Source organism: Yersinia massiliensis CCUG 53443 (genome assembly GCF_000312485.1).
GTDB lineage: Bacteria > Pseudomonadota > Gammaproteobacteria > Enterobacterales > Enterobacteriaceae > Yersinia > Yersinia massiliensis.
Genome location: NZ_HE997643.1, coordinates 1,679,701 through 1,703,704 on the forward strand (window position 1 = coordinate 1,679,701; position 24,004 = coordinate 1,703,704).

Here is a 24,004-nt window from a genome sequence, read left to right on the forward strand (position 1 = left end):
AATGGCTACTGGACGCCTTATTGTGTTCAGTAGCCAAACCGTCATCTAATCCAAGTTCTCACCTAATACAAACCATCATCTAATCCAAACTCTCTTCTTCTTCGATACTTTTTACTGATATTCCTAATCGTTGCATGCGGGATAGCAAAGTGGTGCGTTTTAGCCCCAGTTTGATAGCGGCCCCTTTTGCCCCAGCGACTACGCCATTCGTTTCACGTAATACACGAATAATGCGCGCACGTTCAGATTCTGAAAACTCTGGCTCTTCACTTTCCGGTAACAAGGGTTTGCGGACCGGTTTTTCCGGTGTCGGTTTGGCCGCCTCAAGGGGCGATAAGTGATATTCCAACTCTTGTAACTGCAAATTCAACGTGGTGCCTCGGCTGAGGATCACCGCTCGCTCAATCACATTTTCCAGTTCGCGAATATTTCCCGGCCAAGGTAAGCGACTGAGCAAACGCAATGTTTCGCTGGGGATGGTATCGATAATGCGGTTCATACGTTTGGCTATTTTCTGAGTGAAGAATTTCACCAATAAGGGAATATCTTCGGGGCGTTCCCGTAATGGCGGAATGACAATAGGAAAAACATTGAGTCGATAATAAAGATCGCTGCGGTATTCGCGGTTAACCATCATTAATTTTAAATCGCGGTTCGTGGCCGCAATAAGGCGAACATCGACCGGAATAATTTTACTGCCGCCCAAGCGTTCTATTTCTCGTTCTTGTAATACCCGTAATAGTTTGGGTTGCAGTTCAAGGGGAATATCCCCCACCTCATCAAGAAAGAGTGTTCCACCATCGGCCATTTCAAATCGGCCAATCCGCTGGGTGGCCGCACCGGTATAAGCACCCTTTTCATGACCAAACAGATCACTTTCCATTAAGCCCGAAGGGATGGCAGCACAGTTCATTTTCACCATGCGCTTTTTCTTACGCAGGCTTAAATTATGGATAGCGCGGGCAATTAACTCTTTACCGGTTCCCGTTTCGCCGAGGATCAAAACGGTACAGTCGCTGGCCGCGACCATTTCGACTTGTTCTAATACCGCTTTAATACCGGCACTATGACCAATTATTTCGCCAAATTCCTCGTTATGAATAATCTGATCCGTCAGATACAGATTTTCATTCACCAATGAATCTTTGAGGCGGGTAATTTCCGCGTAAGCTAAGGCATTATCCACTGCGATGGCAATACGGGCCGCGATTTGTCGCAATAATTTGAGGTTGCTGTCCGTAAAAAGGTCGCGCTGACATTGCGCCAGTTTTAATACGCCCAACATCTTATGGCCGAAAAAGAGCGGTAGCAGGCAAACCACCTGTAATCCCTCATCCAGCATATTGGCCAGTTGTTTATCTTCAGGTGCCAAGAGGGCAATATCAGCCAGGTCAACCAGCAATAATTCTCGGCTGTGTAAAACCTGCCCAGCTAAAGTCCCCGCGATATCGACCCACGTTTGCTGGTGCTGTACCGCTTTACCGGTTTGATAGCGCGTTGAAAAAACATGCAGTTTATCTTTATCGTCTTGAGAACCACACAGCGCCAAACTGATGTAATCAATATTGAAAAAGCGGTGTATCTCTTTCGACACTTCTGCCGCTAAGACATCTAGCTCCAGCTTAGAGATAACCGTATTGGTGACGTCCACGAGTATGCGGTAGTGATCGCGTTCGAAACGGAGTTTTTCACGCTCAGTTTCAGCACGATGAATATGAGAGATATTATCGACCGCGATAGCCACAACGTCAGCCAGCAATCCCAAAAAAGTGATCGCTTGCTCATCAAAGTCACTGCCATCGGTTTTAATAAACTCAACACACCCCGGCCAATGGTTATCATGGCCCAAGGGGAAATGGCAGCCAGCATCCAGTGCCTGATAAGGTGCCAAATCACACACCGCGGAAAACTCCCGTTGCATACGCGGGTGGTCAGTCTGCAACAGCGTTTGTTGCTGCCAGGCCAAACCGCCGGGGCCTTCGGCAAACAGAATATTTTGCGTGCCCAAGACGGTGCTAGTGGCATCATCATGGGTATATAGCGTGATTTGGTTATACAGCGGGTTGAGCAGCAATAAATTAACACGTTGAAAACGGACTAAAGAAAAAGAAATCTTTCTGAGTTGATTAACCAATTCAGGGATATCCCGAATCAATAATAACTCTTTCGATACCCTGAACAACGTATCTTGCCAAACCTGAGCCAAAGTGGGACGGGGTAGTTTTTTTGTGCTATCCATCATATTCCCAATGTCATTAAGCCCAACGTAATTAAGCCCAAAAATGGATGATGACTACTTTAAAGTATTGAAATAAACAAATATATATTAACCCGCGATAAGCTTGATCTGGGTTAATAAACAATTTCATCTGGATTAATAAATTACCCCCTCGGTTGAAATCAAGTCTCATTTACATCAAAAATCAAAAAAAACATCAAGTTACATGCCGTTACATCTTAGTGTTTTTCCGTTCATTTCACTCATCGCTATATAATTCAATGCATATCGATTCTTGAAGATATATCGACATCAAGCCTAAAAAGTAAAGAATATTCTCAACATAACGCATGGTATGAAAAATGCATGAATACGATGCCAGAGCAATAATGTTATGCCAAAACAAGAACGATTTAATTTTCATCTTATCACTCCCTTCAGCATTAAAATAAGCAATAGGAGTTAACAATGAGTATTGAAAATCCCTTTGACCTACGCTTACCGGTTGATATGGCGAAACTTGCCGAGCAAGTCGGCATATATAAAGCCACCAAAAATCCAGCAACAACTTTTTATTTAGCCATGACGGCTGGCGTATTTATCTCAATTGCTTTTGTTTTTTACATTACCGCCACAACCGGCACGGCAGGTGTCGCATTCGGATTAGCTAAGTTGGTGGGTGGCCTCTGTTTTTCTCTCGGCCTCATCTTAGTGATTATCTGTGGTGCTGATTTATTTACTTCTACGGTGTTAATTGTGGTGGCAAAAGCCAGCGGCAAGATCAGTTGGCGGCAATTAATTTGTAATTGGATCAACGTGTATTTCGGTAATTTGATTGGCGCATTATTTTTTGTCGGCTTGATTTGGTTTGCCAGCCAACATACAGCAGCAAACGGGCTATGGGGCTTAAATGTGCTACAAACAGCCGATCACAAGTTGCATCACACTTTTGTCGAGGCTGTCTGTTTGGGGATTTTGGCAAATTTGATGGTCTGCCTCGCGGTGTGGATGAGCTATTCCGGCCATACTTTGACCGATAAAATCGTGGTCATGCTATTGCCTATTGGCATGTTTGTCGCCAGCGGCTTTGAACACAGCATCGCCAATATGTTTTTGATTCCTTTAGCCATTGTGATTCGAGATTTTGCCTCGCCTGAATTCTGGCATGCCATTAATGCCACACCGGATCAATTCCCTGCCCTGACGATGTCTAACTTTATTATCGATAATCTTATTCCAGTCACTATTGGCAATATTATTGGTGGCGGATTATTGGTCGGGTTGACCTATTGGATTATCTATCTGCGCAACCCAGCTCATTAGCGCGAATGTGCGGAATGATTGATGGCAATGAACGTCTGGTAATGTCGTCAATTATGACGAAGTGACGTAAAAATGCACAAAGCCAGTCAGAAGGATCCTAACTGGCTTTTATTTATGGCAACGTCATGACCAATATTCGATTATTTTTTCTTCGCGTATTTCAGTGAGTCCAAAGCAACCGCAAAGATAATGATCGCGCCCTTAATAATGTACTGCCAGTAAGGGTTCACACCGATATACGTCAGCCCGTAGTTAATGACGGTAAAGATGATAACCCCAGTGACAACGCCGATAACCGTACCGACCCCGCCACTGAAGGACACGCCGCCCACCACACAGGCTGCGATAGCATCTAACTCATACATAAACCCGAGGTTGTTGGTGGCGCTGCCGATACGGCCCGCTTCTAACATCCCGCCGAAGGCATAGAACACGCCAGACAGCGCATAGATCATGATCAGGTTCAGTGGCACGTTCACACCAGAAACTTTTGCTGCTTCTGGGTTACCACCGATGGCAAAGATATTTTTACCGAAGCGTGTTTTGTTCCACAGCACCCAGACAAAGCCGATCGCAATTAACGCATAGAAGGTAATGTAAGAGAGTTTGAAATCACCAAACCTTAAGAACCCTTGCGCAAAGGTGGAGAATGCAGGGTCAAAGCCGGCAATCGGTGATGCACCAACATAGTCGTAATACAGTGAGTTAATACCGTAAACGATAATCATCGTACCCAATGTGGTAATAAAAGGCGTCACATTCAGATAAGCAATGATAATACCGTTGACCAAACCAATAACTGCACCAATCAGGCAAACCGTTAAGATAACGACAGGGATAGGGACAGTCTGCAAATCAGGGAAAACTTTATTCACGTTATCCATAGATTGCAGCATGGTCGCGGCCACGACCGCAGCTAAGCCCACCTGACGACCGGCTGACAAGTCAGTCCCTTGAGTGACAATCAGGCCCGCCACACCGAGCGCGATAATAATACGCACCGACGATTGGGTCAGAATGTTACTTAAGTTCATCAGACTTAAAAATGTCGGGTCCTTGACGATAATAATGGCCAGCAATACGAATAATACGACATAAATCCCGCCCTCTTTAAGGTAAGTGAGCATACTTTTCTTATTTAACGCATTCATAATAAGAACCTTCGACTAGATTAGAGATGCAAGGATGCAAGACGTAATATTTCATTTTGCGTGGTATGTTTGGTTTCAACAATTCCCGCAACCTGACCATTACTCATTACCAAAATTCTGTCAGTGATCCCTAATAGCTCAGGCATTTCAGAGGAAATAATAATAATTCCTTTGTCTTTCTTCGCTAGTTCAGTCATTAACTGATAGATTTCAAACTTAGCACCGACATCAATACCCCGAGTCGGTTCATCCAACATTAATATTTCTGGCTGAGTGAGTAGCCAACGGCCAATAATGACTTTCTGCTGATTACCACCTGATAATGAACCAATACTGGTACGGTGACCCGGTGTTTTAACTCGCATCGCATCGATAACCCATTGGGTATCGCTCTTCATGCGGGTATTATCCAGCAGCCCAAGCTTATTTTTATAATTACGGATATTAGAGATCAGGGAATTAAAACCAACATCAAGATAAGCGTAAATCCCGGTTGAGCGGCGCTCTTCAGTCACCAGTGCGAACCCATGATTAATGGCTTCATTCGCGCTGTGATTATTAATTATTTTGCCGTGTAATTTAATGGTGCCAGCCACTTTTTCGCGAATACCAAATAAGGTTTCCACGATATCGGTACGCTTAGCCCCGACCAAACCGGCAATCCCCAAAATCTCGCCTTTATGCAAATCAAAGGAAATGTCACGGATTGATGGTTGGCGTAGTGAGGTTAAATTCTTCACCTCTAAAATGACTTCACCCGGCGTATTCAGGCGATCAGGGAAACGCTGGCTCAGTGAGCGCCCGACCATCATGGAGATAATCTGGTCCATGGTCAGCCCTTCCAGCGGTTGGGTGGCGATCCATTGGCCATCACGTAATATCGTGATTTCATCACACAGTTGGAATATCTCTTCCATTTTATGGGAGATATAAACAATTCCGCAGCCACGATCTTTTAATTTTCGGATGATGGTAAAGAGATGATTAACTTCTTTCTCTGTTAATGACGATGTTGGCTCGTCCATAATGACGATTTTGGCGTTATAAGAGAATGCTTTGGCTATTTCGATCATCTGCATTTGGGATACGGATAACGTGGCGACTTTATCGCGTGGGTCAATATCAATATCCAACTCATCGAAAATAGCTTTGGTATCGTTGTACATTTTATCTTGATCGACAAAAAAGCCTTTAGTTGGGTAACGACCCAGCCACATATTGTCCATCACTGTACGCTGTAGCACCAAGTTTAATTCTTGATGCACCATAGAAACACCATGCTCTAATGCTTCTTTTGAGCTTTTAAACTCTATTTCTTGCCCCTGAAAGATGATACTCCCGGAGTCTTTTTTATAGATACCGAAAAGGCATTTTAATAGCGTTGACTTACCTGCACCATTCTCGCCCATTAATGCATGGATAGAATTAGGCCGCACTTTAAGATTAACATTATCTAACGCCTTTACACCCGGAAATGATTTATTGATATTGCTCATTTCCAGCAACCACTCGCGGGGTTGTGCTGTATTAATATCGGCCATAGTTGTACCTGGCTAAGAACCGCCACTTATTGTTGGATATATTAATATCCGCCATTAAGTGCGCACTCTAAAATAAGGATCAATGCAACAAAAAACCTTCAGCCTCAGTGCCCGACTCCCTATACCGAATAATCAGTACCGAGGCCAGAAGGTTAATGACTTTCTACCCGTCGTGCTTGGGTGTAAAACGTCTTCGACTGTTACTTAGTAAATTCAGCCAAGTTATCTTTATCGACGCCTACATACGGAATACGTACGATTTTGTTGTCGATTTTCCAGGTTGTCCCTTCAGCCGCAGGTTTACCATCAGCCAAGTTTTTCGCCAGATCGAACGTCGCTTTGGCCTGATTGTTCGCATCGTTCAACACCGTACCGGCCATTTGACCTGATTTCACCATCGCTAACGCTTCTGGCAAGGCATCAACACCGAACACAGGAATGCTGGTTTTGTTGTGTGCTTTCAGCGCTTCTACTGCACCCATCGCCATCGCATCGTTGTTGGCAATAACCACTTCGATCTTGTTGGCGTTAGGACCGGATAACCACGCATCCATTTTATCTTTAGCCTGTGCGGTATCCCACATTGCGGTATCTAACTGCAATTGTTGCGTTGGAATGCCTTTTTCATTCAGCGTCTTAATCACGTAAGTGGTACGTGCTTCCGCATCTGGATGACCCGGTTCGCCTTTGAGCAATACAAATTGAATTTTGCCGTCTTTATTCAGATCCCATGCTGGATTCGCTTGCCAGTGTTTCGCTATCAGCTCACCCTGAATCACACCAGACTCTTTAGAGTCAGTCCCGACATAGTAAGCTTTGTCATAGCTGTCCAAGGCTTTACGTGAAGGCTCTTTGTTATAGAACACAACCGGCACATCGTTGGCGCGAGCTTTATCGATAACCACCGGTGCTGCTGCTGGGTCAACCAAGTTAATCGCCAGTGCTTTGACACCCTTAGCCAGCAACACGTCAATTTGATCGTTTTGCTTGGACTGGTCGTTCTGGGAGTCATTCATCAGTAAGGTAACGTCAGGAGATGCTTTGGCATCTTTCTCGATAGCTTTACGGACCACGGACATAAAGTTGTCATCATACTTATAGATGGTGACACCAATACGGGTATCAGCTTGAGCAGCTGCGCCAAACATCATGCTGGCAGCCAGAGCCGCTAATGTGAAAACCTTCTTATTCATTTGTATCTCCGGGTTTATGTAGGGTAGTACAGGGTGATAACACCATCGCCTAACGAGAAAAAAACCATCGTAAAGCGGCTGACACTTAAATTTATCGTCCTTGACCGCACTCCACTCCGAAAAGGCCGCCTGAGTCGTCATAAACCATGTCATTTACCAACGTATTGTTTGCGGAACACACGTTGATAAATCGCTATTTTAAAAACCTGCTACCGCTTATTTTTTATCCGGTAGCCGATGACATATTGATACATTCAGGTAGAAAACAGCTAGAGCATAGACGGCTCGTTGTTAAGAATCTGTGAATTTTCTCACAGATTGAAAACGGTTACACAAGAATAAATTCGTAACTAGTGAGCAACCCCACAAATTGCGACAGAGTGCCGCGGCACTAAGGTAGGTTTAAAACAATAGGTCGCTTGAGGATCAGGTGCACGCAACGCCCCATCAAGTGCTAGCTCGGTGGCTAAAGTTGCCATAGAAACAATCGGATAGCGGATAGTGCTCAATTTAGGGCTGGTGTAACGAGCAATGGGGATATCATCAAAGCCGACGACCGAGAACTGTTCAGGCACACTGATACCGTTCTCTTTCAGTGCCGCTAATGCACCCGCTGCCATTGAATCATTGTAGGCGAACACCGCACTAAGCTGTAAATTACGCCCCAGCAAGTCAATCATGGCACGCTCTCCCCCTGCCAAGTCTGGGGTGCCAAATGCTCGCCAACTGTCGAGAGCAGTGATACCAGCGGCCTCAAGTGCATTGAGGTAACCCGTCTGGCGCTGCATCACATCATCAATGGGGTGATTTGATCCGAGAAAGCCAATGCGTTGGTGACCTTGCTTGAGCAGCAAACGACATGCCATTTGCGCACCGCTAACATTGTCTAATCCTACGCAGCGATGCTCAAATCCAGGAATAATTCGATTAATGAGCACCATGCCAGGAACTTGCTCTAAAAATCCAATTAACTCTCTATCACTCAATGCCTTAGCGTGTACAACCAATGAATTACAGCGCTGGCGCAACAGCACCTCAATAGCATGGCGTTCTTTGTCTGCCTGATGATAACTATTGCCAATCAGGACGTATTTTTTATGCCGTTGCGCCACAGTGTCTACCGCTTTCACTAAGGCACCAAAAAAGGGATCAGAGACATCCATCACCACTACACCCACAGTGTCACTGCTTTGTGTCGCCAGTGCTTGGGCATTGGCATTCGGGCGATAGCCCAGCTCTGATACCGCTTTAAGGACCGCAGCACGGGTTTCCGGCCGGATGGCAGCGCTGTTGTTAAGGACGCGAGAGACGGTCGCCAGCGAAACGCCAGCCCGTGAGGCCACATCGCGGATCGTAATATTGTGACCAGATGAATGCAGTGCGGTCATGGCCTTATCCTGTGAATATTACTTCATCAATAAGTCACCATGCGCACATTGGAATCAACTGGGCATGGCAGGTGGCCTATCCTACCCAGTTTGTTGAGTTTGCCACGTGAAATACGTCACAAGAAAGAAAACGTTTACATACAAATTTGCAACCCGCTCAAACATTTTCCTCTGTTGGGCGGATTCAGGGCTTGGTGTTGCGAGGTTGTAACGATTGGCCGCAGGCATATGCCGTTAATTTACGCCAGAGCCATTCGACGGGACCTTGAGCAAAATAACGTAGCCAAAACAGCGAGAAAAGGATGTTACAGAGCCAGATAAAAGGCACCACCGCGAGCAATTGTAAGCGGTCCAACTGTTGATAGAGACCAAAGTGATAGAAGATTAATGTGCACAGCAATGTTTGTAGCAAATAATTACTGAGCGCCATTCTGCCCACTTTTGCCAGCCAATGACTCGCACGCCAGCCAGATAACGTAGGCCAATAGCCATAGAGTAGCGCCAGATACCCCACCGCCTGTAACGGCGCGCCTAACTCGCGGGGAACTTGCAGTAAAAAGCCTGTCCAACGGTAATCCCAGCCCACTGCCCATTGCAGTGCCACGCCTGGAATTTGGATCACCAATGAAAGCGGTATCAAACAGGCCGCCATCAACCGATAATGGCGCAAACTAAACTCGCCGCGCAACCAGCCACAACGCATTAAACCTGCACCAAAGAGCATGGAGCCCGCCAGTTCCCACCCGTACTGGGCACCGATCGCAATCAAATTGGATGAAAACAGATCCAGCCGGTTTTTCCATGCTTCCATGCCACCTTGTAACTTCCAGAATTGTTCATATTGCAGGTCAGCCAAACCCGGCAGCCAAAAACGGCCCGGTTCCCCCTGGGTAATAAACCCCAGTAGCAACAACACAGCGACCCCAATCAGATACAGCACCACACCAGTGCGCATTAAACTGGCGGCATCTTTGGCATCACGGATCATTCGCCAACACACCAGACCAATCAGACCATAAGCAAATAGAATGTCCCCATCCCAGAAAAAGATGCCATGAATCAATCCAAGCAAAAGCAAGAGGGATAAACGCGCCCGTATCCAGCTTTTGCCCCGCTTAAGCAGCAGTTCAAGCCCTGCACCAAACAGGATGGCAAAGATGAAGAGAAACTTCGCTTGCGCCACGATATCGAGTATGGCCCAAGTCCAGCTATCTGACAGCGAGGGAAGCCCCATATAGGCGGGGTTTAGGTAAGCAGCCTTTGGCAGGCCAAATGCGCTGATATTGAGCAGCAGAATGCCAAGAATGGCCAGCCCTCGCGCACTGTCTAACGTTGCGATGCGTTGACGCATACCCGACATCCTGTGTACGGGCACCCATTGGTGCCCTCTTCTGGCAAAAGGCTATTTAGCCGTGATGACGTACCGCGCGCAGGAATTCCTGACGGGTATTCTGGCTGGATTTGAATAACCCACCCAATGACGTGGTGGTGGTCGCACTGGTTGCATCACGGATACCGCGTGCTTTGACGCAATAATGCACCGCATCAATCGAAACCGCGACATTATTAGTACCCAGTAACGTCTGTAACGCCAACAATATTTGCTGGGTTAAGCGCTCTTGCACTTGCGGGCGCTGAGCAAAGAACTGCACGATGCGGTTGATTTTGGACAACCCAATCACGCTCTCTTTAGGAATATACGCCACGGTGGCTTTACCATCGATCGTCACAAAATGGTGCTCGCAAGTGCTGGTCAGGGTGATATCCCGTACCGTGACCATTTCATCGACCTTCATTTTGTTTTCAATCAAGGTAATTTTAGGGAAATTTTCGTAATCCAGTCCGGAGAAAATCTCATCAACATACATCTTGGCAATACGTCTTGGCGTATCCGCCAAACTATCGTCCGTTAAATCAAGATTCAATAACTGCATGACTTGCGTCATATGCGCTTCAATCTGGGTCTTGCGCGTTTTGGCATCTAACTCTTGCTTACGCAACGGGGTTTCGAGCCCACGAGCCAGCAGCGCTTCATGAACGAGCTCAGCTTCTTTACTTAGCGATGACATTCTTTTCTCCAACAGGCTACGCGTCCGGACGAAATAAACATGATGCAGATCACACCCGGATTTTGCTCCCCACTGTAGTTGAGAGCAAAATGATTATCCAGTGATTGTTATTCATATCCAATTGTTCTATCTATCATGATGGATATAGAGCTTCAGCTCACGCCTTTAAACTGATTGCTCCACCACCCCTTCTCGAGCGCGGGCTGGCGTTTTAATCACCAGCGCGCCTGCAACGATCAGCGCGACAACCGCCACATAAAGTGCGGGTTCCAACCGATGGGTGAGCGTCGTCGAAATCGCCGATAATATCGGGCCAACTAACTGCCCGATGGCATACCCCGTGGTGAGTAACCCCGCCATATAGCGCGTATGATCGGGCGCGAGTTCACGGCCATGCTGCAATGAAAGCTGCACCACACTGAGGAACCCGCCGCCGGTCAATAATGCCCCCAATGCCAGCCCGCTAACACCGGGGACTAACTCAGCACAAAGCACGCCAAGCGCCTGAATCCACAACGTCAACGCTAGACGCGTCTGCGAGGTTAGGCAATGACGAGTCAAAATGCCAATGGTGATGCCGATGACCGCAGCCCCACCGAATACCGGCCAAACAAATTGAGCAAACAGACTATCAGGGAAACGAGCAGTGGCCATTTGTGACAGAAAAGTCGCCGGTAGAATATAGCCAAACCCCGCCAAACTATAGCTCCACACCAAGCGTTTTAGCGCCGGTGTTAAGGTCAATGGCACTGCTGCAATGTGTGGGCGATGTAATTCACCGCCACGTGGCAGATTGATGCTTATCGCGGCAATAATAATCAGCGCCAATGTGCCATACACTGTCCACGCTTGCGCTGCAGATAACCCATAGCTATGAATCAGCACCGCAAGCATACCGCTGATGAAGATACCGGCCCCTGGCCCAGCAAAGACCGCAGCGCTGAGTGCCGGACGGCCATAATGCGCCAAGCGTTCATTGGTCCACGCCGCGATCAGCACCATTGACCAACCACTGGCCCAACCAATCGCAAAGCGCACAGTGCCATGCCACCATGCGCCTTCAACGACTGCCGAGAGCAGTGTGAGTGCCACTGCTCCCCAGAGCCCCAGCCATAAGCGCCGTTCCACATGACGACTGGCACGCATGGCGTCAAAGGCACCAAATAAGTAGCCCAGATAATTAAAGGCGGCAACCAACCCCGCACCGGTCAATGTGAATTGATGTTCTGCAATCATCAATGGCACTTGCGGCGTAAAAGCAAAGCGTCCAATGCCCATGGCGACCACTAAGGCTAGAAAGCCACTTAGTGCAATTCTTAAAGCCATTCATCTCACCTATTTGTTGCGCTGTCAGTTGAGAAATCTGCCAGTGGGTTAAAAGAAAGTTGCCAATATCATGCCTGAGCATTAGAATCACAAAAAATGAATAATAATTACCAAGTTCATCACGAAAAGAGAACACTTATGGATCTGACCCAGCTACGCATGTTTTGTTGCGTGGCAGAAACCGGTTCCGTTGCTCGAGCAGCGGAGCAGATGCACCGCGTACCTTCAAATCTCACCACTCGCCTACGCCAACTCGAAATTGAGTTAGGTGCGGATCTGTTTATCCGTGAAAAGCAGCGCCTACGCCTTTCTCCAATGGGACATAACTTTTTGTGTTATGCCCACCGAATTCTGGCATTGAGCGATGAAGCGATGCGCATTACCCATGCAGGCGAACCTGCCGGTAACTTCCCCATCGGATCGATGGAAAGCACGGCCGCTACCCGCTTGCCTAGCTTGCTGGCGGCTTATCATCAACGCTTTCCCAACGTCACGCTGTCACTCACCACCGGCACGTCAGGCGAAATCATTGAACAAGTCCGTGCGGGGACATTGGCAACGGCGCTGGTTGATGGCCCAGTCCAACACGATGAACTGCACGGCTGTCGCTCTTTCGAAGAGCAACTGGTGCTGATTTCATGTTTGGACCATCCGCCCATTCGGCAAGCCCGCGATGCCGTCGATGAGACATTGTTTGCCTTTCGCACCAGTTGTTCATACCGGCTACGCTTAGAAGGTTGGTTCCATCAAGCAGGTATCTTACCGGGGCCTATCATGGAGATTCAGTCCTATCATGCCATGCTGGCGTGTGTCGCCAGCGGAGCCGGATTAGCACTGATCCCACATTCCGTATTAGCGCTATTGCCCGGCCATGAACGGGTGCTAGTCCATCTATTACCCAGCGAGATTGCCGATACAGCCACTTGGCTCATCTGGCGTAAAGACGCCTTTAGTCCCAATGTCCGCGCGCTAAAAGAGTTGATCATCGAGCAATTTGATATTGATGATTAAGCGAACGGCACTGCATTTTCCGGTCATAATCTATACAAGAAAATGTTGCGACTCAGTCAAAAACCCAATGCAACATATATGATACATAAAGAATATATTTATATAACACTCATCACAAAGAAGCTATAGGAGCAACACCATGGAGATGATTAAAACCCGCGCCGCTGTCGCATGGGGGCCAAACCAGCCACTATCCGTCGAAGAAGTGGATTTGATGCCACCACAGAAAGGCGAAGTGCTTGTACGGATTGTCGCCAGTGGGGTTTGCCACACTGACGCTTACACCCTATCGGGTAAAGATCCTGAGGGAGTATTCCCAGCCATTCTGGGCCATGAAGGCGGCGGGATTGTCGAAGCGGTTGGCGAAGGCGTTACCAGCGTGGGAGTAGGTGATCACGTGATCCCTCTGTACACACCTGAATGCGGCGAGTGTAAATTCTGTCGTTCAGGTAAAACCAATTTATGTCAGGCGATCCGGAGCACACAAGGCAAAGGCTTGATGCCAGATGGCACGACTCGCTTCTCAAAAAATGGCCAACCCATCTTCCATTATATGGGTACCTCTACGTTCTCTGAGCTGACCGTCGTGCCAGAGATATCACTGGCAAAAATCAATAAAGAAGCGCCATTAGAAGAAGTTTGTTTGCTCGGTTGCGGCGTCACGACCGGTATGGGTGCTGTGATCAATACCGCCAAAGTGAAGCCTGGTGACACTGTCGCTATCTTCGGTTTGGGTGGCATCGGTCTTTCCGCGGTGATTGGCGCACAAATGGCCGGCGCGAGCCGTATTATCGGCATCGATCTGAATACCAGTAAATTCGAGCTGGCCCGCAAACTCGGCGCGACTGACCTGATCAACCCGAAAGACTATGATAAACCTATCCAAGATGTGATTGTCGAGCTGACCGATGGCGGGGTTGATTTCTCCTTCGAATGCATTGGTAACGTCAATGTCATGCGCTCTGCGCTTGAGTGTTGCCACAAAGGCTGGGGCGAATCCGTGATCATTGGTGTTGCCGGTGCCGGTGAAGAGATCTCGACACGCCCATTCCAACTGGTGACAGGCCGAGTTTGGCGTGGTTCTGCCTTCGGTGGCGTCAAAGGCCGCTCAGAATTGCCGGGTATTGTGCAGCAATATCTGGATGGCAAATTCGCATTGAACGATTTCATCACCCACACAATGGGCTTGGATCAAATCAATGAAGCTTTTGACTTGATGCATGAAGGTAAATCTATTCGTACCGTGATTCATTTCGATCAATCTTCACAAGATCGTCATTCATAAAATCGGACTTTATAAAATCGTACTTCATAAAATAAGTCGACCAAGGAGGCAGACGCCGCATGAATATGTCACTTGAACTTCTCGAAGAGCACCGGATGTTTGGTGGATGGCAGCAACGCTATCGCCATGCCGCTAGCAGCCTGAATTGCAATATGACGTTCAGCATCTATCTGCCACCACCACGGGATGATAACCCGCCACCGGTACTGTATTGGCTGTCAGGGCTGACATGTAATGATGAAAACTTTACGTTAAAAGCGGGCGCGCAGCGGATTGCTGCTGAACTGGGTATTGTGCTAGTGATGCCTGATACCAGCCCGCGCGGAGAGGATGTACCGAACGATGAAGGCTATGATTTGGGTCAAGGCGCGGGGTTCTATCTGAATGCAACGCAAGCGCCTTGGTCGACGCATTTTCGGATGTACGACTATATCAGCCAAGAATTGCCCGCCTTAATCCGCGAGCATTTTAGTGTCAGTGGTCGTCAATCTATCTGCGGGCATTCAATGGGCGGTCATGGTGCATTGATGTTGGCATTGCGTAACCCTCAGCAATATCAATCAGCATCTGCCTTCGCACCAATCGTTAATCCATGCCAAGTGCCTTGGGGCCGCAAAGCTTTTACGGCCTATTTGGGCAATGACGAAAGCCAATGGCTGCAATATGATAGTTGCCATTTATTGACTCATGCACAAGTTCCGCTACCAATGTTGGTCGATCAAGGTGATGGTGATCAGTTCCTCGCGGAGCAGTTGCAGCCAGCAAAATTAGCCGAATTGGCGCGTCAGCGTGATTGGCCACTGACGCTTCGGATTCAACCCGGTTATGACCATAGCTATTTCACCATAGCGACCTTTATTGAAGATCATTTACGTTTCCATGCTGAGTATTTGCACGCGTAACGCTAATTAATAATGTCGCTCTCAATTAATGTCATCTCAAGCTCCTACGGGGGCTTTTTTTATGCGTTATATAATGAGTGATAGCTGTTACATTAATAATTAATAAATAGCGACTACAGAATTCAATAATAATTAACACAATTGAATATTATAAAAATTAGCTTAAATTAAGCTTAAAAAATTTGATAATCAAGTCAAAAAGAATTACAAATAAATGGCACCGAGAACACTCATTATGGACAAGCTATTAATTTCATCAATACAATGGAGCTTTATATGTCTATTTCATTTCAGCATCAAAGAAAGAACAATGATCAAAATTTGTTGGCATTAAAAAGTAAACTGCAATCGTTAGGAGAGTCATTCAGTCATCACTCATTATATATTAGCAATAGCGAATTAGATAAAATAAGAAATAGTCTTGCAAAGACAAAAATAACAGCATGGAACTGGTCAAAGAGTTTCACCGAAAACTAAGTGATAAAAACGGTTAAAAAACCAATTAGGCCAACAAGTCATTGTGGTCTAATTTTAACTCACTATCTCATCCGCGCTAAAATAATTAAAACACGAGATATACTGCATGTTTATGAGTGAATTTCTAAATGATGTAAAGTTAAGTCCAATGACAACTATATTGGCCCTCGCAATAACTGCGCTGGGGATGGTTTCATCATTTTTAGTCGTTCTACTTTATGTGACAGATAGCGGAATTGAAAAGCATCATGTTAATTACGAGCAAACTTATCGTATAGAAACTCAATTCAATTTACCGAGCGGTGATAGCGTTAAATCAGCTCAAGTCCCCTTACCGCTCCTTTCTGTATTACAAAATGAAAATGATATTAAGGAGACGGCTTTTGCGCTGCGCTTATTCATGAATTTACATGCCAAAGGACAGACGCATACTCAAGTCGATATCTTCGTAGTGAGTCCAAACTTCTTCAATGTCATCACACCTTACAAAGGGAAAATCCCCAATCTGACCCAAAATGAAATCATCATCACGCCAGAGTTTAATGACCAGTATCTTCAATTAGATAACCCTAGAGGGCATATCATTACATTGGGAGACAAAGGCCAATACGTTATAAAAGAGGTCGTCGAATTCGTTAACACCAACCGATTAAATGTACAGGCTGTTATCGCTTTCTCTCCAGAGTTAATCGAGGATTATCATGATAAGCGGCATGATTGGTACGATATGCATGCCTACGCTTATATCACAATGAAACCCAGCGGGAAGCCAAGCAATGATCGGCTGAATGCACTCGTTACCCAATATGCACCTCAACTTCCAGGTGCCCCTTTTAGCCCCGAAGAATTCATACAGTTATCTGCTCGTCCTATCACAGACATCCATTATGATCATGAATTGCCGGATGAAATGAGCAAAGTAATATCAAAAGCATATATATATACTGTATATGCTGCAGGAATCTTTATTTCTCTAGTGACCATCATGAATTTTTTTAATTTAAATAATGTCATTAATAGTCATAAAAAAAGTAGCTTTCAGATAAAGAAATCGATAGGTGCATCACACATTCAACTGTTAGTTGAATCACTAACTATTGCAACGGTTCAGTTAATTCTTGTTTTTGGGTTGGCAATAATATTTTTGGCAGCCTTGATGTATTTCTCTGTTGGCTTCAAAGAGCTAATACTAATGACAGAGATAAGCCAGATATACTCTTCGTTCATTACTGTTCTCACCTTTATCTATCTAGCAGTATTACTCTCTCATCTAATTTATCTCAGTACTGTGGTTTTCCCCAATCATACTAACCACAGTAATACGTATAATGAACAATCTTTGTCACGTAACCTGCATCAGTCTTTATTATGCCTACAGATAATCGTTGCCAGTGTCATCATTTTTTTATGGGCTGGCATCATGACACAGAATGACTTTATGCAACATCATCATTTTGGCTATGAAAAAGCAAATGTAATAACATTTCCTCTAAGTGAACAATTGAAACAGCCCGCATCATTAAATAACCTGCAAGATGAAATGAAAAACAGTACTGGAGGTGGAACTCTTTCGCTCAGTAGTTGGCTGCCTTTTGACCATTCGAAACATAGCATCTCAATATTTCATCATAATCAGCAAGAGAAAGATAAACTAGCCTCGGTTAATATTATTCAGGCAAATAAAAATTTCATTGAAACATGGGGATTAAAAACAATCGCGGGGCGTGAAAATCTCATTTTGGCTAGTGATGACGATGATGTTGGTCATGCCATAGTGACAAAATCCTTTATGGCTACTATGGGGTTTTCGTCTTTCGATAAAATCCTCAATACTGATTTTTATATTAATCATCATGGTATGGATAAAAAAGTACGCCTTCTCCGAGTCATAAATGATTTTTATCTCTCAGAACCAAATGAAGATTTTGCTCCACTTCTCATACTCATTGAAAATAAAGTGCAAAAATACGGTGCTTTGAAAGTTAACCAGATAACAGACATGACTATAGTAAAAAGCCTACTAGAGCGGCATCATGTTGCTCCAGAAAAAATAAAAACAGTTGAACATTTACATGAAGACTATTTCAGCAATAGTCAATTAATAAATAAAACCGTCAATACGGTAACTTTTATTGCAATTTTATTGATAACAATAAGCACAATAATTATTGGCATATCAGAGACAAGAAGAATAAAGAAAACATTAATGATAATGGACGCCATTGGTGGATCAATTTACACTCACATCCTATATTTCATACAACAAAACATCTTACCTATTGCTATCGCTACAGTGATAGCCATTCCTATCGGATTTTTACTATTAGACTTATGGTTAAATCAATATGATATGATCAACAGTCTATCCTATATCTATGCTACGGCAGCACTTTTGATCTTATTCATGAGTTTAATTTTTGTCATGAGCATTACGTTAATCATTAATCAACACTCAATTATTATCGGAAATAAAAAATAGCCATTATGGATATTAAAATAGAGAACAAGCCAGTTATTAGAAATCATACTAAAGTAATTATATTTTGTGTGCTATGTATTCTCACAACATGTCTACTTTTTATATATCGATTATCCACAACGGAGACATCCTTATTGGTTTCACGAAACAATGTTACCTTTTATGTTATAGAACCAGAAATTTATCAGGACACACTATTTACTCGAGCCGTTTCCGTTCCCCAAGAAAGCATTATAGTATCGAGTGAGTATGGAGGGAAAGTCATTGAAATCGTTAAGCCAGTTTTTGAACAAGTATTAAAAGGGGATGTTATTGCCCGATTATCAAACTACGATTTGATGCTAAAAAAAACATCGCGAATAGCTGAAATTACAGAACAAATAAACAATTTACGCAACATGAGAATGCATATAGAACAGAATAATCGAGATGCGAAAATAAGCTTACAAGAAGCACAGCATAATATAGATATTATTACTAAGAATCTTGCCAGATATCAGTCTCTTGATAAAAAATCACTGATCGCAAGATCAGAAGTAGAAACCCAATTGGATCTGTTAAAGCACTGGAAAGTTAAGCAAGAGATATTTAATAATTATAACAATAATAACGACATTTCTGCCCCCTCTCAATTTAAAAGTATAGAAAACACCATTACTCGACTTGAAGAGCTATTGAGTTTTATTGATAGTGGTACGGGACAACTTGTAATAACTGCACCTATTGATGGAACGATATCGATGTTAGACATTGAATTAGGCCAGCAATTAAAACCTGGAGCAAATATTGCAACGATAGATAATCTTAAATCATATTATTTCAATGTCGACTTCAGTGAATATTATCTTGATAAAATAAAACCAAAAAGTCACATTTACTCAAATATAAATGGAAAGGATACACGTTTATTGATTGAATCAGTTTCGACACTCGTTGAAAATGGAAAATTCAAAGCAAAACTCATTCCGATTGAATATAGTGTTGAGCCACTAAAAAGAGGGCAATCTATTGAAATAAAGATCCCGTTACAAGAAAGTAACACCCCTGTACTGACAGTTCCTATTGATAGTATTGTTAAGGACAAATATGGGAATAGTTTTTTATATATCTACCAAGAAAAATCTGACCATGCAATTAAGACAAAGGTTGAAGTGAAACGCAAGAATACAATAAAAGCAGAGATCATATCAGGGCTCACTGTCGGGGATCGTATTGTTATACTCCCCGAAATCAAAAACACTGAACACACAATCATCGGATTCAAATAATATGTTAACCATGCTGAATGCAGAGAAGTTTCACATAACCAAAACCGTTAAAACCAAGGCGATTAGTCATCTGAATTTTTCAGTCAACAAAGGGGATTTTGTTTCAATCATGGGGCCATCTGGATCAGGCAAATCAACACTACTGAATATTATCGGTATGTTTGATTCCCTTGATAGTGGTTCACTGAACTTGGCCGGAAGAGAGGTAACAAATCTAAGCTATTCACAAAAAATCTCGCTACGTCGAGAACTTATAGGATATATATTTCAATCATTTAATCTTATCCCTCATTTATCTATTTTCGATAATGTCGCCTTACCTTTAAAGTATCGTGGCGTGGCCAAAAATGAGCGTGCAGAGCGAGTTAATCAAGTATTAAATCTCTTTGGTATTGATAACAGAAGAGATCATAAGCCAATGCAGCTATCTGGTGGCCAGCAACAGCGCGTCGCTATTGCTAGGGCCATGGTTTCTGAACCTGTGTTACTGCTCGCCGATGAACCTACTGGTAATCTGGATAGCAAAAATAGCCGAGGCGTGCTTCAACAACTAAATTATATCAATAAGAAAGGTACAACTATTATCATGGTCACTCACTCAGAAGAAGCCTCAAAATATGGTAGTAGAATAATCACAATGAAAGACGGTAGTTTTATTTAAGGGATATTAGGACATATTATGGATAATATAATACCAGTTAAGTACATTGATTGTGCCAAAATAAATAATATTGATATACAAGAACTGAAAGAGATAGATGCGTGTGAGTATAAATCATTATCCGCGTATTTAATTGGCAGAATACCTGCTGAAGACTTATTAACAAGTGATGAACTCGATACTTATAATCAAGAGATTGACCGTGAACTGTTAGTAAAAGAAATTAATGCAGAAAAATTAGTTATTGTCCTGAAAGCGACCCGCCTATGCAATCTTCGTTGCACTTACTGTCACTCATGGGCTGAAGGTCCGAATCAAACGGTTTCATTTGATACACTTGTCCGCGTTGTACGGAAAATCCTTGCAATTCCGAATATTAGTAGATTTGAATTTGTTTGGCATGGCGGAGAAATAACTCTGTTAAAACCACTTTTTTTCAAGAAGCTAATTTGGTTACAGCAACAATTCAAACGGCCAGAACAATATATTACAAACACGATGCAATCGAACTTAGTCAATATATCGGATGAATGGTTAACATTTATTAAGGGGATTGGCATGAATGTCGGCATTAGCCTTGATGGCATTCCAACTATAAATGATAAGAGGCGTATCGATTATCGAGGAAGAGGGACATCTGAGCGGGTAGCAAAAGGCATAAAAAAACTTCTAAAATATCAAATACTATATGGTGCACTCATTGTTGTTGATCGCGAAGTCTATCAGACTGACAAAACAGAAATGCTAGACTATTTTATTTCAATCGAATTAACAAATATTGAATTCTTGAATATCGTTCCTGATAATAGACTAGTTTCCGGACAGGACATTGGGAATGATTTTATTAGCTATGATGAATTTATTTATTTTCTATCCTCCCTTTTTAATGTTTGGATAACTGGCTATAGGGAAAAGATACGCATCTCTGTTTTTGAGGATTTCATCCGAGTACTGAAGAATCCAGATAAAGAACTTTCTGCATGTTATTGGTCTGGTAATTGTTCACAAGAGATTATTACTTTGGAACCTAACGGTGATGTATCTCCTTGTGATAAATATGTCGGTGATGCCAACAGTATCTACGGTTCCCTGTTGTACGATGACTTAGCTGATTTGTTGGCCTTTTCCTCTCACAATCGACAAGCTATTGATGAGGAAATAACCGCGACAGAAAAAATGAGCCACTGTGAATGGTTTTCCATCTGCCACGGCGGTTGCCCTCACGATAGAGTCATCAATCGCCGACATACCGAAGGCTATGATGATACTTGTTGCGGTACAGGAAAATTACTTTCAACAATCCGTCATTACTTAGCTAGCTTCAACTGAAGCCATATAGAAACGGCTTCAGCTATTAGCTTCTCGAGCTATAAATCAACCTCTTGCCCTTTACGATGCAACCGTAAGGATACTAAGAAGGTGAGGAAACACATGGCTGAGACATACCAAAAGAAGCTATTTTCCAGATCAAACGACTTGAGAGACAGTGCCACATATTCAGCGCTGCCACCAAACATGGCATTTGCGACGGCATAGGATAAGCCGACCCCTAACGCTCTCACTTCCGGCGGGAACATTTCAGCTTTAAGTAACCCACCAATTGAGGTGTAGAAACTGAGTATAATCAGTGCCGTCACAATCAACGCAAAAGCAATATAAGGGCTAGTCACCCCTTTTAATGCATGCAAGATAGGCACCGTTAGCAGCATCGATAATAGACCAAAAATAAGCATGGAAGTGCGGCGGCTAATTCGGTCGGACAATGCACCAAATAATGGCTGCATAATCATGAAAATAAAGAGCGCGGCCGTCATCACTAAACTGGCTGTTTTCACATCCATTCCGGCAGTATTGACCAAATACTTTTGCATATAAGTGGTGTAGGTATAAAAAGAGAGTGACCCACCCGCAGTAAAACCTAGCACCATTATAAATGCGCGGCGATTCTTCCACAGTCCTTTTAAGCTACCGGCATCTTTCTTATTACGCGTCTTTTCATCTGAGGTTTCATTCAGCGAACGGCGCAAATAAAGTGCCACCACCGCCAATAATGCGCCCAGTACAAACGGAATACGCCAACCCCAACTATGCAGAACATCTGATGGCAGAGTTTGCTGTAAAATAACCAGTACTAATAAAGCCAGTAATTGCCCCCCAATCAATGTGACGTACTGGAATGAGGCATAAAAACCCTTCCGCCCTTTCACTGCCACTTCACTCATATAGGTTGCACTGGTGCCGTATTCCCCCCCAACAGACAACCCTTGGAATAAGCGAGCCACTAACAGCAAAATAGGGGCCAGATTGCCGATGGAAGCATAGGTTGGCAGGCAAGCAATCATTAATGAGCCTGCGCACATCATATAGACGGAAATCAACATGGAGAGTTTACGGCCATGTTTATCCGCAATATACCCAAATAGCCAACCCCCTATTGGTCGCATTAAAAAACCGGCGGCAAAAACACCTGCGGTTTGCACTAATTGCGTGGTGGGATTATCACTGGGGAAAAATAGTGGGGCGAAATAGAGGGCGCAGAATGAATAAATATAAAAATCAAACCATTCAACTAAGTTACCAGAAGAAGCCCCAACAATAGCGCGAATTCTCTGCCGAGTATCTGCGCTCTCTGTTAAACGCGCTGATTGTGTTGAATTTTCTGTCGAAACTGCTTCGATTGATGTTGTTTCTGTCATATTGATGTATCCATCACCTTGTTGAATGTTCACACCCGCATGAACGCTCTTTATGTATTGTAAGATTGTTATATATTGGTAGTAATATTGTTTCAATTGACGTTATCTCTGGTTTGGAAGTTTAGGAAAAAACTTATATTTCCTTGTGATCTCAACGAGATAATTTTGTAGCACCGATGTATAGCAGATGTATTTCCGTGAAGTAGAACGCAGATAAAACAATCAGAGACAATAATGCATCGATAATAATTGACCAGTGTTTGAGCTTCACTGGTCAATTATTGCGTTTATGACTTAGCCCTAAAATGCTGAACCCGGTTGTAATAGAAATGCCTGTTCTTCAGCGCTGGATACCCGACCAAGAATATGATTGCGGTGCGGATAACGGCCGAAACGATCAATAATCGCTTTATGGCGCAACTCATAATCGAGTTGAAGCTCATTGCCTAGCTCGGTATAAAGCACCAGTGCTTGTTGATGAATGAATGGGGATTCCGAGTGCATAAATGGCATATAGAGAAAACCACGTTGTGTGTCTGTTAGCTGTCCCGTCTGACCGCTGCTGATAGCCTCTTGAGCCAGCACCAATGCCATACCATCGCAGGAAAAGGAAGCGGGAAGATCACGGAACATATTCCGGCTGAACTGATCGAGCACCAATATTTCCGCTAAGCGCCCTTCGATCTTTTGCCGCCAATTTGCCAGTTCTCCCTTGGATGCAGCCTGCCAGACTGAGCCAAAATGCTGGCGCAAATAGGCATCAAAATCGTCATCCTTTTTGAACCACAATGCTGAGTCCATTTCGCTAAACCAAAAATTAAGAATTTTTTGATAGTCCATATTTTTCCCCTATTTCGTCAGCCAACAATAAACACTCATAAAAAAGCCTAGCCCCCGACCAATACAGTCTCAGTCTGTGGCCTTCATCCATTCACCCACCTTGCAATCTCTGCCATAATAGCCACCTTACTTGATAGGTAGTTCTGCATCCACAATACTTCTTTGTTGGGGTGCAC

At 44.1% G+C, this 24,004-nt stretch carries 19 protein-coding genes; 9 read left to right on the forward strand and 10 right to left on the reverse strand.

Going from position 1 to position 24,004, the window contains the following annotated elements:
* Positions 1 to 79: 79 nt before the first annotated feature.
* On the reverse strand, positions 80 to 2,239 hold the full coding sequence (gene flhA / locus BN68_RS07615; RefSeq protein ID WP_019210570.1) for a formate hydrogenlyase transcriptional activator FlhA: 2,160 nt from the start codon (positions 2,237 to 2,239) through the stop codon (positions 80 to 82).
* 447 nt (positions 2,240 to 2,686) lie between these two features.
* Between flhA and focA the strand changes: the two genes are divergently transcribed.
* On the forward strand, positions 2,687 to 3,541 hold the full coding sequence (focA, locus tag BN68_RS07620; RefSeq protein WP_019210571.1) for a formate transporter FocA: 855 nt from the start codon (positions 2,687 to 2,689) through the stop codon (positions 3,539 to 3,541).
* 140 nt (positions 3,542 to 3,681) lie between these two features.
* On the opposite strand, the gene mglC is transcribed toward focA, so the two are convergent.
* The 7 genes from mglC to BN68_RS07655 form a co-directional block, all read right to left on the reverse strand.
* Positions 3,682 to 4,692, reverse strand: a complete 1,011-nt coding sequence (gene mglC / locus BN68_RS07625; RefSeq protein ID WP_019210572.1) for a galactose/methyl galactoside ABC transporter permease MglC — start codon at positions 4,690 to 4,692, stop codon at positions 3,682 to 3,684.
* Between the two features lie 20 nt (positions 4,693 to 4,712).
* Entirely contained in the window at positions 4,713 to 6,233 is a 1,521-nt protein-coding gene (gene mglA, locus BN68_RS07630; RefSeq protein ID WP_019210573.1) for a galactose/methyl galactoside ABC transporter ATP-binding protein MglA, read from the reverse strand.
* Positions 6,234 to 6,433: 200 nt separating this feature from the next.
* The gene (gene mglB / locus BN68_RS07635) at positions 6,434 to 7,426 is read right to left on the reverse strand and encodes a galactose/glucose ABC transporter substrate-binding protein MglB (RefSeq protein WP_019210574.1); all 993 of its coding nucleotides are present in this window, start codon (positions 7,424 to 7,426) and stop codon (positions 6,434 to 6,436) included.
* Positions 7,427 to 7,776: 350 nt separating this feature from the next.
* Positions 7,777 to 8,814 (reverse strand): HTH-type transcriptional regulator GalS, encoded by a 1,038-nt coding sequence (gene galS, locus BN68_RS07640; protein WP_019210575.1) that lies wholly within the window; start codon positions 8,812 to 8,814, stop codon positions 7,777 to 7,779.
* A 184-nt stretch (positions 8,815 to 8,998) separates the two neighbouring features.
* Positions 8,999 to 10,165 (reverse strand): DUF418 domain-containing protein YeiB, encoded by a 1,167-nt coding sequence (gene yeiB / locus BN68_RS07645; protein WP_019210576.1) that lies wholly within the window; start codon positions 10,163 to 10,165, stop codon positions 8,999 to 9,001.
* 55 nt (positions 10,166 to 10,220) lie between these two features.
* Positions 10,221 to 10,883 carry a GTP cyclohydrolase I FolE gene (folE, locus tag BN68_RS07650; protein WP_019210577.1) on the reverse strand — a complete coding sequence of 221 codons (663 nt, stop codon included), beginning with the start codon at positions 10,881 to 10,883 and terminating at the stop codon, positions 10,221 to 10,223.
* A gap of 165 nt (positions 10,884 to 11,048) precedes the next feature.
* The gene (locus tag BN68_RS07655; RefSeq protein ID WP_019210578.1) at positions 11,049 to 12,209 is read right to left on the reverse strand and encodes a YbfB/YjiJ family MFS transporter; all 1,161 of its coding nucleotides are present in this window, start codon (positions 12,207 to 12,209) and stop codon (positions 11,049 to 11,051) included.
* A 138-nt stretch (positions 12,210 to 12,347) separates the two neighbouring features.
* On the opposite strand from BN68_RS07655, the gene ptrR reads away from it, so the two are divergent.
* The 8 genes from ptrR (at position 12,348) to darE (ending at position 21,621) form a co-directional block, all read left to right on the forward strand.
* Positions 12,348 to 13,220: a putrescine utilization regulator PtrR gene (gene ptrR / locus BN68_RS07660; protein ID WP_019210579.1), complete on the forward strand. Its 873-nt coding sequence runs from the start codon at positions 12,348 to 12,350 to the stop codon at positions 13,218 to 13,220.
* Between the two features lie 139 nt (positions 13,221 to 13,359).
* Entirely contained in the window at positions 13,360 to 14,505 is a 1,146-nt protein-coding gene (locus BN68_RS07665) for an S-(hydroxymethyl)glutathione dehydrogenase/class III alcohol dehydrogenase (RefSeq protein ID WP_019210580.1), read from the forward strand.
* Between the two features lie 59 nt (positions 14,506 to 14,564).
* Positions 14,565 to 15,407, forward strand: coding sequence for an S-formylglutathione hydrolase (gene fghA / locus BN68_RS07670; RefSeq protein ID WP_019210581.1), 843 nt, complete (start codon positions 14,565 to 14,567; stop codon positions 15,405 to 15,407).
* A gap of 276 nt (positions 15,408 to 15,683) precedes the next feature.
* Positions 15,684 to 15,884, forward strand: coding sequence for a darobactin family peptide antibiotic (gene darA, locus BN68_RS24115; protein ID WP_042806427.1), 201 nt, complete (start codon positions 15,684 to 15,686; stop codon positions 15,882 to 15,884).
* Positions 15,885 to 15,990: 106 nt separating this feature from the next.
* A complete protein-coding gene (darB, locus tag BN68_RS07680) occupies positions 15,991 to 18,363 on the forward strand; it encodes a darobactin export ABC transporter permease subunit (RefSeq protein ID WP_019210582.1) in 2,373 nt (790 codons plus the stop codon).
* A gap of 5 nt (positions 18,364 to 18,368) precedes the next feature.
* Positions 18,369 to 19,631, forward strand: coding sequence for a darobactin export ABC transporter periplasmic adaptor subunit (gene darC, locus BN68_RS07685; protein ID WP_019210583.1), 1,263 nt, complete (start codon positions 18,369 to 18,371; stop codon positions 19,629 to 19,631).
* Position 19,632: 1 nt separating this feature from the next.
* The gene (gene darD, locus BN68_RS07690; RefSeq protein WP_019210584.1) at positions 19,633 to 20,292 is read left to right on the forward strand and encodes a darobactin export ABC transporter ATP-binding protein; all 660 of its coding nucleotides are present in this window, start codon (positions 19,633 to 19,635) and stop codon (positions 20,290 to 20,292) included.
* An 18-nt stretch (positions 20,293 to 20,310) separates the two neighbouring features.
* Entirely contained in the window at positions 20,311 to 21,621 is a 1,311-nt protein-coding gene (gene darE / locus BN68_RS07695) for a darobactin maturation radical SAM/SPASM protein DarE (protein ID WP_019210585.1), read from the forward strand.
* Positions 21,622 to 21,659: 38 nt separating this feature from the next.
* On the opposite strand, the gene BN68_RS07700 is transcribed toward darE, so the two are convergent.
* Together BN68_RS07700 and BN68_RS07705 are read right to left on the reverse strand one after the other, a co-directional pair.
* Positions 21,660 to 22,988 (reverse strand): MFS family transporter, encoded by a 1,329-nt coding sequence (locus BN68_RS07700; protein WP_019210586.1) that lies wholly within the window; start codon positions 22,986 to 22,988, stop codon positions 21,660 to 21,662.
* 300 nt (positions 22,989 to 23,288) lie between these two features.
* Positions 23,289 to 23,828 carry a DUF924 family protein gene (locus BN68_RS07705; RefSeq protein WP_019210587.1) on the reverse strand — a complete coding sequence of 180 codons (540 nt, stop codon included), beginning with the start codon at positions 23,826 to 23,828 and terminating at the stop codon, positions 23,289 to 23,291.
* Between the last annotated feature and the right edge of the window lie 176 nt (positions 23,829 to 24,004).

What these genes read in the sequence shown, in the direction of transcription:
- flhA (WP_019210570.1), bottom strand. Translation starts at nt 2,239, where the DNA reads ATGGATAGCACAAAAAAACTACCCCGTCCCACTTTGGCTCAGGTTTGG.
- focA (WP_019210571.1), top strand. Translation starts at nt 2,687, where the DNA reads ATGAGTATTGAAAATCCCTTTGACCTACGCTTACCGGTTGATATGGCG.
- mglC (WP_019210572.1), bottom strand. Translation starts at nt 4,692, where the DNA reads ATGAATGCGTTAAATAAGAAAAGTATGCTCACTTACCTTAAAGAGGGC.
- mglA (WP_019210573.1), bottom strand. Translation starts at nt 6,233, where the DNA reads ATGGCCGATATTAATACAGCACAACCCCGCGAGTGGTTGCTGGAAATG.
- mglB (WP_019210574.1), bottom strand. Translation starts at nt 7,426, where the DNA reads ATGAATAAGAAGGTTTTCACATTAGCGGCTCTGGCTGCCAGCATGATG.
- galS (WP_019210575.1), bottom strand. Translation starts at nt 8,814, where the DNA reads ATGACCGCACTGCATTCATCTGGTCACAATATTACGATCCGCGATGTG.
- yeiB (WP_019210576.1), bottom strand. Translation starts at nt 10,165, where the DNA reads ATGCGTCAACGCATCGCAACGTTAGACAGTGCGCGAGGGCTGGCCATT.
- folE (WP_019210577.1), bottom strand. Translation starts at nt 10,883, where the DNA reads ATGTCATCGCTAAGTAAAGAAGCTGAGCTCGTTCATGAAGCGCTGCTG.
- BN68_RS07655 (WP_019210578.1), bottom strand. Translation starts at nt 12,209, where the DNA reads ATGGCTTTAAGAATTGCACTAAGTGGCTTTCTAGCCTTAGTGGTCGCC.
- ptrR (WP_019210579.1), top strand. Translation starts at nt 12,348, where the DNA reads ATGGATCTGACCCAGCTACGCATGTTTTGTTGCGTGGCAGAAACCGGT.
- BN68_RS07665 (WP_019210580.1), top strand. Translation starts at nt 13,360, where the DNA reads ATGGAGATGATTAAAACCCGCGCCGCTGTCGCATGGGGGCCAAACCAG.
- fghA (WP_019210581.1), top strand. Translation starts at nt 14,565, where the DNA reads ATGAATATGTCACTTGAACTTCTCGAAGAGCACCGGATGTTTGGTGGA.
- darA (WP_042806427.1), top strand. Translation starts at nt 15,684, where the DNA reads ATGTCTATTTCATTTCAGCATCAAAGAAAGAACAATGATCAAAATTTG.
- darB (WP_019210582.1), top strand. Translation starts at nt 15,991, where the DNA reads ATGTTTATGAGTGAATTTCTAAATGATGTAAAGTTAAGTCCAATGACA.
- darC (WP_019210583.1), top strand. Translation starts at nt 18,369, where the DNA reads ATGGATATTAAAATAGAGAACAAGCCAGTTATTAGAAATCATACTAAA.
- darD (WP_019210584.1), top strand. Translation starts at nt 19,633, where the DNA reads ATGTTAACCATGCTGAATGCAGAGAAGTTTCACATAACCAAAACCGTT.
- darE (WP_019210585.1), top strand. Translation starts at nt 20,311, where the DNA reads ATGGATAATATAATACCAGTTAAGTACATTGATTGTGCCAAAATAAAT.
- BN68_RS07700 (WP_019210586.1), bottom strand. Translation starts at nt 22,988, where the DNA reads ATGACAGAAACAACATCAATCGAAGCAGTTTCGACAGAAAATTCAACA.
- BN68_RS07705 (WP_019210587.1), bottom strand. Translation starts at nt 23,828, where the DNA reads ATGGACTATCAAAAAATTCTTAATTTTTGGTTTAGCGAAATGGACTCA.